Genomic DNA, 12,567 nt, shown 5'->3' on the forward strand with positions numbered 1-12,567 from the left:
GAGGCGGTACGGAAGACTCGGGAGAGCAATGGCCGAATCATCTCCTCGCCCCGGCGCGCCGGGTGCGGTGCCGGGCGACGAGCCGGGCCGCCAGCAGGTCGTCGAGGACGGCGGGCCGCCCGGGGGGTTCACCGCCGCCCCGGCGCCCTGGGGCGACTCGCCGCCCTGGTGGTCGGCGGGCGCCGACGGAACCGGGCCGCAGATGATCGCGAACGGCACCGGCCCGCAGCCGGTCGCGGGCGGGACGGGCGGTCACCGCCTGCCCGTCCCGGCGAACGGCACCGGCGGGCATCCGCTGCCCGGCGGCACCGGCGGGCATCCGCTGCCCGGCGGCACCGGCGGGCATCCGCTGCCCGGCGGCACGGGCGGGCGCCCGCTGCCGAACGGGACCGGCCCGATCGTCCTGCCGAACGGGACCGGGCCGCACGCGCTGCCCGCGCCGCTGGGCGCGGCGCCGCCCGGCGCGGCCGAGCCGCCGCGGGAGCGCCGGAACGTGTCCGGGCTGCTGCTCGGCGCCGCGATCGGCGCGGCACTGGTCGCGGTGCTGCTGGTCGGCGTCCTGGCGTTCAAGCCCGGCGGGTCCGGCGCCGGGAAGGGGCGCAAGACCGCCGGACCGGGGCCCGCGGCGTCCACCCGGAAGATCAACGCCGTGCCGCGGGCCGGCGGGATGGCCAGGGAGGCGATCGAGCCCGCCGCCAGCGCGGCGTACCCGTTCGTCATGGCGGCCGTGCAGGCCGCCGGCGTCCCCGCGGCGAAGAACGGCACGGCCGTCTACGCCGAGCCGGTCGGGCGCACGAACGTGCTGTTCGTGGGCGGGACGGGCGCGGTCGGCGACCCGGCGGCGTTCCTGCGCAAGCTGCGGCCCAGCACGTTCATCTCCGGCGAGCAGGGCAACCCGGGGCAGAACGGCGGCAGGGCGGAGTGCGGGACGTTCGCGGTGCTCGCCGAGACGCACACGTACTGCGCGTGGGCGACCCGCGACTCCTACGGGGTGGTCGCGTCCGACGTCGCCACCCGGAACCCCGACTTCTCGCTGATGGACGACGTCATGCGCCGGATCAGGAAGGACGTCGAGAAGCCGGCGCGGTAGCGGGCGGGACGAACAGCCGCTCGGTGCCGGCGCCGATCCGGCCGAGGACCAGCCCGGTGAAGTAGCCGGTGCCGAGCACGGCCACCCGGTGCCCGAGGGTGGCCAGCGCCTCCGGCGTGACGGCTTCGGCGCCGACGACGTCCCAGGACGGCGGCAGGGGCCGGGTGAAGCGCAGGTGCGGCTGCGGCAGCCGGACGTAGGTGACGGGCAGGTCGCCGAGCGCGCGCACGGCGCCGTCGAGGTCCTTGTGGTCGGGCAGGCAGACGACGGCGTGGTCGACCTCGCCCCAGCGGTCGCGGGCGGCGGCGAGCGCGGCGGCGACGCCGGTGCCGTCGATGGCGGCGTCGATGAGCAGCGTCGTGGCCGTCCCGGGCACGGTGTGCCACGACATCCGGCCGGGCAGCACGACCGTGGCCAGCACCTGTCGGAGCGTCTCCGCCGGAGGATCGCCTCCGGTGAGGACGCGCGCGGCGGCGATGCCGGTCGCGGCGGCGGCGCGTCCGAGCCCGGCGGGCAGGAGATCGGCGGGGACGCCGCCGTCGCCGGCGTGCTCCACCGGTCCGAGCGCCTCCGTCACGTCCGGGGTCTGGGGCGCCGACACGATCCGCGTGCCCGGCTTCGCCACCCCCCGCTTCTCCGCGGCGATCTCCGCGGGCGTGTCGCCGAGCACCCCGGCGTGCTCCAGGAAGACCGGCGTGATCGCGACCACGTCCGGCGGGAACAGCGCGACCTCGTCGGACCGGCCGCCCATCCCGGCCTCCAGGACGAGCGCGTCCGCGCCCGCCCGGCGCGCGTGCAGGACGCCGGCCAGCGTGAACAGCCCGGACGGCGACAGGTAGCCGTCCACCGGCGGGCCGAGCCCCGCCATGGCCGCGTCGAGCAGGGCGCCGAGGCGCGCGAGGTCCGCCGCCGCGACCGCCCGGCCGTCGATCCTGATCCGGTCCCGGTTGCTGCGCAGGCCCGGGCTGGTGACGGTGCACACGCGCAGGCCCGAGGCGGCGAGGAACGCCGACGCGTACGTCGCCGCCGTCCCCTTGCCCTTGGACCCGACGACGGTCAGCACCGGCAGGCCGGGGGACAGGACGCCGAGCACCTCCGCCAGCTCCCGCGCGCGGGACGGGCTGCGCGTCTCACCCGGACGCCGCCGCTCCCATTCCCGGAAGAAAACCTCGTCGGCCCGCATACGTCCCATGGTTCCACTCCGCGCGCCCCCGGCCGCCGCGCGCGGGTCCGGACGGGGCTCCCGGCGGCGCCGGATAGGCTCGCATCGTGAGCCAGGCAACCGAGCCGCTCGACTACCGCGGCGCCGTGAGCGCGATCATGAGCCGGGGCGTCGAGTGGGAGATCGACCCGACCCTCGACCGGATCCGCGACCTCGTGGACGTGCTGGGCGAGCCGCACCGCGCGTATCCGGTGATCCACGTCGCGGGCACGAACGGCAAGTCCAGCACCGCGCGGCTGATCGAGGCGCTGCTGCGCGAGCGCGGCCTGCGCACCGGGCTGTACACCAGCCCCGAGATGACCACGCTGCGCGAGCGGATCGCGATCGACGGGGAGCCGATCGGCGAGGAGCGGTTCGCCGAGGCGTTCCAGGACGTGCTGCCGTACGTGCAGCTGATCGACGGCAAGCACGAGGCGCGGCTGTCGTTCTTCGAGGTGCTGACCGCGATGGCGTTCGCCGCGTTCGCCGACGCGCCGGTCGATGTGGCGGTGGTCGAGGTCGGCATGGGCGGGACGTGGGACGCCACGAACGTCGCCGACGGCGCCGTCGCCGTCGTCACCCCGATCGGCCTCGACCACACCCGCTACCTCGGCGACACCCTCGAGGAGATCGCCGCGGAGAAGGCGGGGATCATCAAGCCGGGCTCGGTCGCGGTGCTGTCCCAGCAGCCCGTCGAGGCGGCCGAGGTGCTGCTGCGGCGGGTCGTGGAGACCGGCGCCGCCGCGGCGCGCGAGGGCATCGAGTACGGCGTGCTGAGCCGGGACGTCGCCGTCGGCGGCCAGATGATCGGCCTGCGCGGGCTGCACGGCACCTACGAGGAGATCTTCCTGCCGCTGTTCGGCGAGCACATGGCGAGCAACGCCGCGACCGCGCTGGCGGCCGTCGAGGCGTTCGCCAGCGGCGCGCCGACCAGGGGAGAGGTCGCGCTGGAGGCCGCCACGCGGATCGCGCCGGGGGAGGCGTTCCTGGGCGGCGACGAGGGGCAGCTCGACCCGGCGCTGGTGCGCAGCGGGTTCGCCAAGTCGGCGTCGCCGGGCCGGCTGGAGGTCGCCCGGACGGGCCCGACCGTGCTGCTGGACGCGGCGCACAACCCGGCCGGGATGGCGGCGACGGTCGCCACGGTCACCGAGTCGTTCGGCTTCACCCGGCTGGTCGGCGTGCTCGCCGTCGCCGCGGACAAGGACGTCGCCGGGGTCCTCGACCAGCTCGAACCGGTCCTGGCCGAGCTGGTGGTGACGCGCAACTCCTCGCCGCGGTCGCTGCCGCCGGAGGAGCTGGCGGAGCTCGCCGAGGGGGTCTTCGGGCCGGAGCGGGTGCACGTCGCCGAGCGGCTGGACGACGCGATCGACCGCGCGATCGGGCTGGCCGAGGAGACCGGCGAGTACCGGGGCGCCGGCGTACTGATCACCGGCTCGGTGGTCACCGCCGGCGACGCCAGGACACTGCTGCGGGTAGGGGAGGGCCGGTGACCGCCATGGCGGAAGGCACGACGGAAGGCGTCGAGGAGCAGGCCGGAAGGGGCGGGAGGAAGGCCGCCGACGGGGTGCGCAGGCTGTACGCGACGGTGCTGGCCTGCGAGGCGATCGTGATCGCGCTGGCGATCCCGGTGGCGGTCGCGGTGCTGGACGTGTCCGGCGCGACGGCCGGGGCGGTGTGCGGCGGCCTGGCGGTGCTGTGCCTGCTGATGGCCGGGCTGCTGCGGTTCCGGTGGTCGTTCGCGGCGGGCTCGGTGCTGCAGGTGGCGATCATCGCGACCGGGTTCATGGTGCCGGCCATGTTCTTCCTCGGTGCCGTGTTCGGGGCGCTCTGGCTGACGGCCTTTTGGATGGGACGCAAGGTGGAGCGGCTCCCGGCGCGCTAAATTCGCGGGGACGGCACCCATTCCTCGCCGGATCCCTGCGCACGATGAACGAACAATTCTGACATTCTTCTTTTTTGGGAAATAGTGCGTTCGGCGGGGACGACCTCCGAAGGAGCACGCCGTGTCCTCCCACGCGCACGACCAGCCGGGCGTCCCGCTCCCGGCGCCGGACCGCACGGCGCCGGACCGCACGGCGCCGGACCGCCCCGCCGCCGGCGGGGGCGCCGCCGCACGGCGCCTGCCCGCGGCGCTCGGCGCGCTGCTGACCGCCGTCACCGTCCTGCCCGCCGCCGTGCTGGTCGTGCCCGACGCCACCGCCGGAGCCGTCCCCGCCGCCGCGCGTGCGCTCGGCCTCGGCGACGCCCGCGTCCCCGCCCTGCTGCGCGCCACCGGCCTGTCGCTGCCCGCGCTCGCGCTCACCGTCCCGCTCGCCGCCGTCGCCGCCCGCCGGCTGCCCGCGTGGACCGTCCTCGCCACCGGCCTCGCCGTCCTGCTCGGCGGGCTCGGCGCCGTCCGGTTCGCCGGCTCCGTGCCGCTCGTCGGCGCCGTCCGCGCCGCGCAGGGCGCCGGCGCCGGGATCGCACTGCCCGCCTCCCTCGTCCTCGTGTGGGAGCGGCGGAACGCGGTCCTGTCCGTCGTCTGGGCCGGCGTGCTCGCCGCGGCGCTCCTCGTCGCGATGCCCGTCGCGCTGCACGCCGTCCCGCCGCCGCGCCCGGGCGCGGCGCCCGCCGGGTGGCACGCGGCGCTCGCCCCCTTCCCCTGGCTCGCGGGCGCCGCCGCGGCGGCCGCCGTCCTCGGGTTCCTGCTGCGCGGGCGCGTCCCGTGGACGCTGCCGCCGCCGCGCCTCGCCGAGCGCGGACGGCTCGCCCTCCCGTCCGTCCCCATCGCGGGCTTCGCGTTCCTCGCCGTCGTCGCGGCGCACGGCTGGTCGCCCGGCGCCCGCCTCGTCGTCGCCGCGTCCGCGCTCGCCGCGCTCGCCGGAATCGCGGCGGCCGGCGGCGCGGAGGGCGGCCCGTTCGGCTGCGCGGTCGTCATGGTCGCCACCGGCCTGCTCACCTACCCGCTCGCGGCGCCGCTGTCCGGCCTCGCCGCCGCGGGCGGCCCCGCGTCCGATACCCTGCCGCCCGCCGCCGCGGCCGTGGCCGCGGTCATCGGCGCGCTCGCCGCGTCCCGCGCGCGCCCCCGCGCCGCCGTCGCGGCCGGCCACGCCCTGATGGCCGCCGGCATCGCCCTGGCCGTAGCCGCCGGGCCCACCGGACGCTGGACACCGGTCGTCCTGCTCGTCCCAATCGGCACCGGCGCCGGGCTCGCCCTCGCCGCCTCCCTGCGGGACGCGCACGTCGGCGCCGCGCTGTTCGGCCTCTCGCTGTGCTTCCCCGCCGTCCTCACCGGCCAGCTCTTCGTCCTCTCCCTCCAGGCGGACCGGCTGCGGCGCACGGACGCGCCCGCCGGCGCGTCGCACCTCGGCGCGCTCGCCGACGGCTACCGCGTCTGGCTCCTCGTCGCCGGCGGCGCCGCCGTCCTGCTCGCCGCCCTCACCCTGCGCCTCATCGCCCGGCAGAGCGGCAGCGGTGAACGGCAGGGCGGCAGCGGTGAACGGCACCGCCGCGCCGCCGAATCCGCTCCGGTCCCCGAAGCCGGGTAGGATTCGCGCGCTCACCCAATCTGAATTCCACAAGGAGAAACACACGTGTCCGAGCGCACTCTCGTCCTGGTCAAGCCCGACGGCGTCCGGCGCGGCGTCGTCGGCGAGGTCATCGCCCGGATCGAGCGCAAGGGACTGACGCTCGCCGCGCTCGAACTGCGCACCCTTTCCCGGGAGACCGCCGAGGCGCACTACGCCGAGCACTCGAGCAAGCCGTTCTTCGGCGAGCTCGTCGAGTTCATCACCGGCGGCCCGCTCGTCGCGATGGTCGTCGAGGGCCCGCGCGCCATCGAGGCGTTCCGCGCCCTGGCCGGCGCCACCGACCCCGTCAGCGCCACGCCCGGCACCATCCGCGGCGACTTCGCCCTGGAGATCGGCGAGAACATCGTGCACGGCTCGGACGCGCCCGACTCCGCCGAGCGCGAGATCAAGCTCTTCTTCCCCGAGCTCGGCTGACCCTCCTCGGGGGCGACCCTCGCGACCGCCCGTACGGGTCCCGCACGACACGCGGGCCGGAGATCTCCGGCCCGCGTTGCTTTAGCTAAAAGCGGGCTGGTCAGCACCCGTTTTTTGGGCGACGCGCGGAGCGGGGGCGACTGCCCGCGAGCGCGCCTGCACGTTACGATGGACGCGCCGCTATACACGCCCGACAATCATGAAGGGCTCCCTTTCTTCATGGGTAACAAGCTGTCGTTTCTCGGCCGTGACATGGCGGTCGACCTTGGCACCGCCAACACGCTGGTGTACGTGCGCGGTCGCGGCATCGTCCTCAACGAGCCGTCCGTGGTCGCGATCAACACCAACACCGGCAAGATCGTCGCGGTGGGCATCGAGGCCAAGCGGATGATCGGCCGCACGCCCGGCAACATCGTGGCGGTCCGCCCGCTCAAGGACGGTGTCATCGCCGACTTCGACGTCACCGAGCGGATGCTGCGCTACTTCATCCAGAAGGTCCACAAACGCCGGCACTTCGCCAAGCCGCGGATCGTGGTGGCGGTGCCGAGCGGGATCACCGGGGTGGAGCAGCGCGCCGTCAAGGACGCCGGCTACCAGGCCGGAGCCCGCCGCGTGTACATCATCGAGGAGCCGATGGCCGCCGCGATCGGCGCCGGGCTGCCCGTCTACGAGCCGACCGGGAACATGGTGGTCGACATCGGCGGCGGCACCACCGAGGTCGCGATCATCTCCCTGGGCGGCATCGTGACGAGCCAGTCGGTGCGGGTCGGCGGCGACGAGCTGGACCAGGCGGTCATCTCCTTCTCCAAGAAGGAGTACTCGCTGATGCTCGGGGAAAGGACCGCCGAGGAGATCAAGATGGCGATCGGGTCCGCCTATCCCGGCGGCGACGAGGAGCCGCACGCCGAGATCCGCGGCCGCGACCTCGTCAGCGGGCTGCCCAAGACCGTCGTGATCTCCGCCGAGGAGGTCAGGCGGGCGATCGAGGAGCCGGTCAACGCCGTCGTGGACGCGGTGAAGACCACGCTCGACAAGTGCCCGCCGGAGCTGTCCGGCGACATCATGGACCGCGGGATCGCCCTGACGGGCGGCGGCGCGCTGCTGAAGAACCTGGACGAGCGGCTCCGCGAGGAGACCGGCATGCCGATCCACCTGGTCGACAACCCGCTCGACTCGGTGGTGCTCGGCACCGGCAAGTGCGTCGAGGACTTCGAGTCGCTGCGGCAGGTCCTCGTACCGGAGTCGCGGCACTGAACCGGTCGCGGCACTGAACTGCCGGCGGCGACCACAGAATCCGGAGGTCGGTGGGTGAAGGACACCCGGCGCACCCGCGCGGTCCTCGGCGTGCTGCTCGTCGCGGCCCTCGCGATGATCACCATGGACTACCGCGGCGGGGACGACTCGCCGCTGCGCGGCCTGAGAAGCGCCGGCGCGGCCGTGTTCGGGCCGGTCGAGCGGGCGTCGGCGGCGGTGGTGCGGCCGGTCGGCAACACCTTCGACGCCATCACCGACGCACCGGGCGAGCGCCGCCGCGCGGACCGGCTCGCCCGCGACAACCAGCGGCTGCGCGAGCAGCTGCGCTCCACCCGGCTCGACCAGGACCGCTCCGCGCAGCTGCAGCGGCTGCTCGGCACCGCCGGGATGGGCGGCTACAAGATCCTCGCCGCGCAGGTGATCTCCGCCGGGCAGGGCTTCGAGGACACCGTCACCATCGACGTCGGCAGCCGCAGCGGCGTCCGCCCCGACATGACCGTGATGAGCGCGGACGGCCTCGTCGGCCGGGTCACCCGGGTCGGCCCCGCCACCGCTACCGTGCTGCTCGCCACCGACCAGACCTCCTCCGTCGGGTCCCGCCTGGAGGACTCCAAGGAGATCGGCATCGTGCAGGGCACCGGGCGGCGGGGCCTCGGCGGCGGCGCCACCCCGCTGCGCTTCCAGCTGCTGGACGCCAGCGCGCCGATGAAGGTCGGGCAGCGGCTCGTCACGCTCGGCTCGCAGGGCGAGCGCCCGTACGTGCCGGGCGTCCCGATCGGCACCGTGGAGCGCATCGACGCCTCCTCCGGCGGGCTGACCCGCACCGCCTACGTCAAGCCGTTCGTGCACTTCACCCGCCTGGACGTGGTCGCCGTCGTGGTGGCGCCGCCGAAGACCGACCCGCGCGACGCGGTCCTGCCGCCCAAGCCCGCCCCGCCGCCGAGCCCGACGCCCACCCCCAGCGGCTCGCCCGGCGCAAAGAAGAAGAAGGGCAAGAAGGGACCCAAGACCGAAGCGGACGGCACCGCCACCCCGTCCGCGAACCCGACCTCGGGGGGATGACGTGCTGAACCCACCGGAGACGTCGCAGACCGGCCGCACCCTCACCACCGTGCTGGTGATCGTGGTCGCGCTGATCCTGCAGGTGTCGGTGGCCAACCGGCTGCCGCTGCCCGGCGGGGTGCAGCCCGACCTGGTGCTGCTGGCGGTGGTCGCGCTCGCGCTCGTCTTCGGCTCGATGACCGGGATGGTCACCGGGTTCCTCGCGGGCCTCGCCGCCGACATCATCCCGCCCGCCGACCACACGATCGGCCGGTACGCGCTCGTCTACTGCCTCATCGGCCACCTGTGCGGCATCGCGTCCGCCGAGATGGACCGGCAGACGCTCGTGCCGTTCTTCGCGGTCGCCGCCGGCGCCCTCGCCGGCACCGTGCTGTACGCGGTGACCGGCATGATCCTCGGCGATCCGCGCGCCCAGTGGGACACCGTGTCGAGCATGGTGCCGCTGCAGGTCGGCTACGACGTGGTCGCCAGCCCGTTCATCGTATGGGCGGTGCTGCGCGTCACCCGCAGGTACGAGCGCGGCGAACGCTCCCGCGGGGACCGCCTGTCGGTGCCCACCGCCCGCTACCGCGCGATGTCGGGGCGGGGCGGCGGCCTGTGAACCCCAGAACGCACTTCCGGCTCGTCGTCCTGTACGTGCTCGTCGGGCTGCTGCTGCTCGTCCTGATGGGCCGGCTGTGGAGCATGCAGATCCTCGACGGCTCGCACTACCAGCAGCTCGCCGACCAGAACCGCACCCGCGACATCGTCGTCCCGGCCGTCCGCGGCATGATCCTCGACGACCGCGGGATCCCGCTCGTCCGCAACCGCAGCGCGCTCGTCGTGTCCGTCGACCGCACGACGCTGTCTCGGCAGAAGGACGGCGGCAAGGCCGTGCTGGGCCGGCTCGCCGGCGTCCTCGGCACCACTTACCAGGACGTCGCGAACCGCATCCGGCTGTGCGGACCCGGCATCAAGCGGCCGTGCTGGCCCGGCTCGCCGTACCAGCCGATCCCCGTCGAGGACCACGTCGACCCCAAGCGCGCGCTGCAGATCATGGAGCGGCAGGAGGACTTCCCCGGCGTGACCGCGCAGGTCCAGGCCGTCCGCGACTACCCGCGGCCCGAGGGCGCGACCGCCGCGCAGGTCCTCGGCTACCTGCAGCCGATCACCCAGGAGGAGCTCGACAAGCGCAAGGGGCTGAAGGTCACCGGCTACAGCGGCGTCGACCTGATCGGCCGCGCCGGGCTGGAGGCCCAGTACGACGCGGCGCTGCGCGGCGAGCCCGGGTTCCGCAGGGTGCTGGTCGACAGCCAGGGCCGCGTCACCGGCACCGCCGAGGAGAAGGCGGCCGTGCCCGGCGGCAACCTCGTCACCAGCATCGACGCCGGGGTGCAGGGCGCGGCGGAGAAGGCGCTGAAGCACGCGATCGAGAACGGCCGCAAGGGCGGCCACCCGTCCGACGCGGGCGCCGCCGTGGTGATGGACGTGCAGACCGGCCGGATGGTCGCGATGGCCAGCTACCCGACCTACGACCCCAGCATCTGGACCGGCGGCATCTCCCAGGACGAGTACGACGCGCTGCTCGGCAAGAAGAAGGGCGAGCCGCTGATCTCGCGGGTCACCCAGGGCCAGTTCGCGCCCGGCTCCACCTTCAAGGTCTCCTCGGTGGCGGCGGCGGTGCGGGACGGCTACCCGCTGAACGGCACCTACCAGTGCCCCGGGTCGTTCGACGTCGGCAGCCGCGCGTTCCACAACTTCGAGGGCGAGGCGCTCGGCTCCATGAGCCTGCACACCGCGCTGGTGAAGTCGTGCGACACGGTGTTCTACAAGTTCGCGTACGAGGAGTGGCTGCGCGACGGCGGCATGCACCCGAAGAAGAATCCGTCGGACCCGATGGTGAAGATGGCCCGCGACTACGGGTTCGGCAAGCCCACCGGGATCGACCTGCCGAGCGAGGCCGGCGGCCGCATCCCGGACCGCGGCTGGAAGAAGGACTACTGGGACGCCACGAAGAAGGCGGACTGCAAGGCGGCCAAGAGCGGCTTCCCCGACGTGCAGAAGACCGACCCGGCGCGCGCCGCGTACCTGAAGGCGGTCGCCGCGGAGAACTGCGTCGACGGGTACGTGTGGCGCGCCGGTGACGCGGCGAACTTCTCCGTCGGGCAGGGCGACGTGCTGGTCACGCCGTTGCAGCTCGTCCGCGCGTACGCGGCGGTCGCCAACGGCGGCAAGCTGTTCACCCCGCGCCTCGGCCTCGCGGTGATGCGCCCGGACGGCGGCATCGAGCGCCGGATCGCCGACCCGCCGCCCACGAAGCTGCCGGTCGACCCGAAGGTGCTGGCCTACATCCGGGGCGGCCTCGCGGGCGTCACCAAGAGCGGCACGGCCGCCGGTGCGTTCAACGGCTTCGACTTCAAGAAGGTCGACGTGGCCGGCAAGACCGGCACCGCGGAGGTCTACGGCAAGGACGACAACTCGTGGTTCGCCTCGTTCGGCCCGGTGAAGCACCCCCGGTACGCGGTGGTGGTCATGGTCGCCCAAGGCGGGCAGGGCGCCGTGACGGCGGCGCCGGCCGTCCGGGAGATCTGGGAGGCCATGTACGGGACGAAGAAGCAGAAGCCGCTGCTGAAGGACGGGAAGCTGCCGTCCGAGCTGCCGAGCGCGCCCGTCCAGGGGACCGCGCCGTGACCGCCGCGGGCGCCGCCGTGCGGCACTGCGAGCCGCCGATCGGAGCGGGACGATGCTGAACAGCACGGGAGCCGGGTCGGTCGGCGGGTACGGCGACCGGAGTCTGTGGCAGGGGCGGCTCGCCGGGCTGCGCAAGCTCGACTGGCCGCTGACCGTCACCGTCCTGGTGCTGTCGGTGGCCGGGGCGCTGCTGGTGCGGTCCGCGACGTTCCAGCTGGCGCTCGAGCACGGCGACGACCCCGAGGGCTTCCTGAAGCGGCACATCCTCAACCTGCTCATCGGCTTCGTGCTGGGCGGCGTCGTCACCGTCCTGGACTACCGGCTGCTGCGCGCCTACGTCCCGATCCTGTACGCGCTGGCGTGCGTCGGCCTGCTGGCCGTGCTGACCCCGCTCGGCTCCACCATCAACGGGTCGCACTCGTGGATCGTCATCGGCGGCGGGTTCCAGATCCAGCCGTCGGAGTTCGCGAAGGTCGGCCTGGTGGTGCTGCTCGCGATGATCCTGGGCGAGCCGCGCGACGGGGAGATCGGCCCGGGCCGCCGGGACGTGCTGCTCGCGCTGGCGCTCGCCGGGGTGCCCGGCGTCCTGATCATGCTGCAGCCCGACCTCGGCACCACGCTGGTGTTCATCGCCGTCGTGCTGGGGATGCTCGCGATCTCCGGGGCGCAGAAGCGCTGGCTCGTGGGGCTCGTCGTGGGCGGCGCGGCGGCCGGGGCCGCGGTGTTCTTCTTCGGGCTGCTGAAGAAGTACCAGATCGACCGGTTCACCGCGTTCCTGCACCCGTCCGCGGACCCGCGCGGCGCCGGCTACAACGCCCAGCAGGCGCGGATCGCGATCGGCTCGGGCGGCCCGTTCGGCAAGGGCCTGTTCAACGGCCAGCAGACCGGCGGGCACTTCGTGCCCGAGCAGCAGACCGACTTCATCTTCACGGTCGCGGGGGAGGAGCTCGGCTTCGTCGGCGCCGCCGTGATCGTCCTGCTGCTCGGCGTCGTGCTGTGGCGCGGGCTGCGGATCGCGTCCCAGGCCGCCGACCTGTTCGGCACCCTGGTGGCGACCGGGGTGGTGTGCTGGCTGGCGTTCCAGACGTTCGAGAACGTCGGCATGACGCTCGGCATCATGCCGATCACGGGCCTGCCGCTGCCGTTCGTGTCCTACGGCGGGTCCGCGACGTTCGCCAACATGATCGCCTTCGGCCTCCTCCAGGCCGTGCACATCCGCCGCAGGCCGTTCGACTAGCCGCCGTTCGACCGGTCGGGCGGCGGTAGGCTGGGCGTTCATTCCTTGTACGCAGCACGGAGGACACCGC

The 12,567-nt window shown here is 74.3% G+C and carries 11 protein-coding genes; 10 read left to right on the top strand and 1 reads right to left on the bottom strand.

The annotated features are described in order from the left end of the window. The first annotated feature begins 28 nt into the window (after nt 1–28). Nucleotides 29–1,090 carry a hypothetical protein gene (locus F8568_RS38775; protein ID WP_151598608.1) on the top strand — a complete coding sequence of 354 codons (1,062 nt, stop codon included), beginning with the start codon at nt 29–31 and terminating at the stop codon, nt 1,088–1,090. Here F8568_RS38775 and F8568_RS38780 read toward each other — a convergent pair. Next, a complete protein-coding gene (locus tag F8568_RS38780; RefSeq protein ID WP_328601213.1) occupies nt 1,059–2,282 on the bottom strand; it encodes a folylpolyglutamate synthase/dihydrofolate synthase family protein in 1,224 nt (407 codons plus the stop codon). The genes F8568_RS38775 and F8568_RS38780 overlap by 32 nt on opposite strands. 128 nt (nt 2,283–2,410) lie before the next feature. On the opposite strand from F8568_RS38780, the gene F8568_RS38785 reads away from it, so the two are divergent. From F8568_RS38785 to rodA, 9 genes are all read left to right on the top strand, one after another. Further along, a complete protein-coding gene (locus F8568_RS38785; protein WP_151598635.1) occupies nt 2,411–3,781 on the top strand; it encodes a bifunctional folylpolyglutamate synthase/dihydrofolate synthase in 1,371 nt (456 codons plus the stop codon). A 5-nt stretch (nt 3,782–3,786) separates the two neighbouring features. Continuing rightward, nucleotides 3,787–4,173 carry a DUF4233 domain-containing protein gene (locus F8568_RS38790; protein ID WP_151598636.1) on the top strand — a complete coding sequence of 129 codons (387 nt, stop codon included), beginning with the start codon at nt 3,787–3,789 and terminating at the stop codon, nt 4,171–4,173. Between the two features lie 121 nt (nt 4,174–4,294). Next, on the top strand, nt 4,295–5,818 hold the full coding sequence (locus F8568_RS38795; protein WP_151598609.1) for a hypothetical protein: 1,524 nt from the start codon (nt 4,295–4,297) through the stop codon (nt 5,816–5,818). A 45-nt stretch (nt 5,819–5,863) separates the two neighbouring features. Next, nucleotides 5,864–6,274 (top strand): nucleoside-diphosphate kinase, encoded by a 411-nt coding sequence (gene ndk / locus F8568_RS38800; RefSeq protein WP_151598610.1) that lies wholly within the window; start codon nt 5,864–5,866, stop codon nt 6,272–6,274. A 219-nt stretch (nt 6,275–6,493) separates the two neighbouring features. After that, nucleotides 6,494–7,528 (top strand): rod shape-determining protein, encoded by a 1,035-nt coding sequence (locus tag F8568_RS38805; protein WP_151546476.1) that lies wholly within the window; start codon nt 6,494–6,496, stop codon nt 7,526–7,528. A 54-nt stretch (nt 7,529–7,582) separates the two neighbouring features. Continuing rightward, nucleotides 7,583–8,590, top strand: coding sequence for a rod shape-determining protein MreC (gene mreC, locus F8568_RS38810; protein ID WP_151598611.1), 1,008 nt, complete (start codon nt 7,583–7,585; stop codon nt 8,588–8,590). Between the two features lies 1 nt (nt 8,591). Continuing rightward, nucleotides 8,592–9,191: a rod shape-determining protein MreD gene (gene mreD, locus F8568_RS38815; RefSeq protein ID WP_151598612.1), complete on the top strand. Its 600-nt coding sequence runs from the start codon at nt 8,592–8,594 to the stop codon at nt 9,189–9,191. After that, a complete protein-coding gene (gene mrdA, locus F8568_RS38820) occupies nt 9,188–11,260 on the top strand; it encodes a penicillin-binding protein 2 (protein WP_151598613.1) in 2,073 nt (690 codons plus the stop codon). The genes mreD and mrdA overlap by 4 nt, the downstream gene beginning before the upstream one ends. Before the next feature lie 52 nt (nt 11,261–11,312). Next, a complete protein-coding gene (rodA, locus tag F8568_RS38825; RefSeq protein ID WP_151598614.1) occupies nt 11,313–12,497 on the top strand; it encodes a rod shape-determining protein RodA in 1,185 nt (394 codons plus the stop codon). The last annotated feature ends 70 nt before the right edge of the window (nt 12,498–12,567 follow it).

It is taken from the genome of Actinomadura physcomitrii, assembly GCF_008923205.2.
GTDB classification, from domain to species: domain Bacteria; phylum Actinomycetota; class Actinomycetes; order Streptosporangiales; family Streptosporangiaceae; genus Spirillospora; species Spirillospora physcomitrii.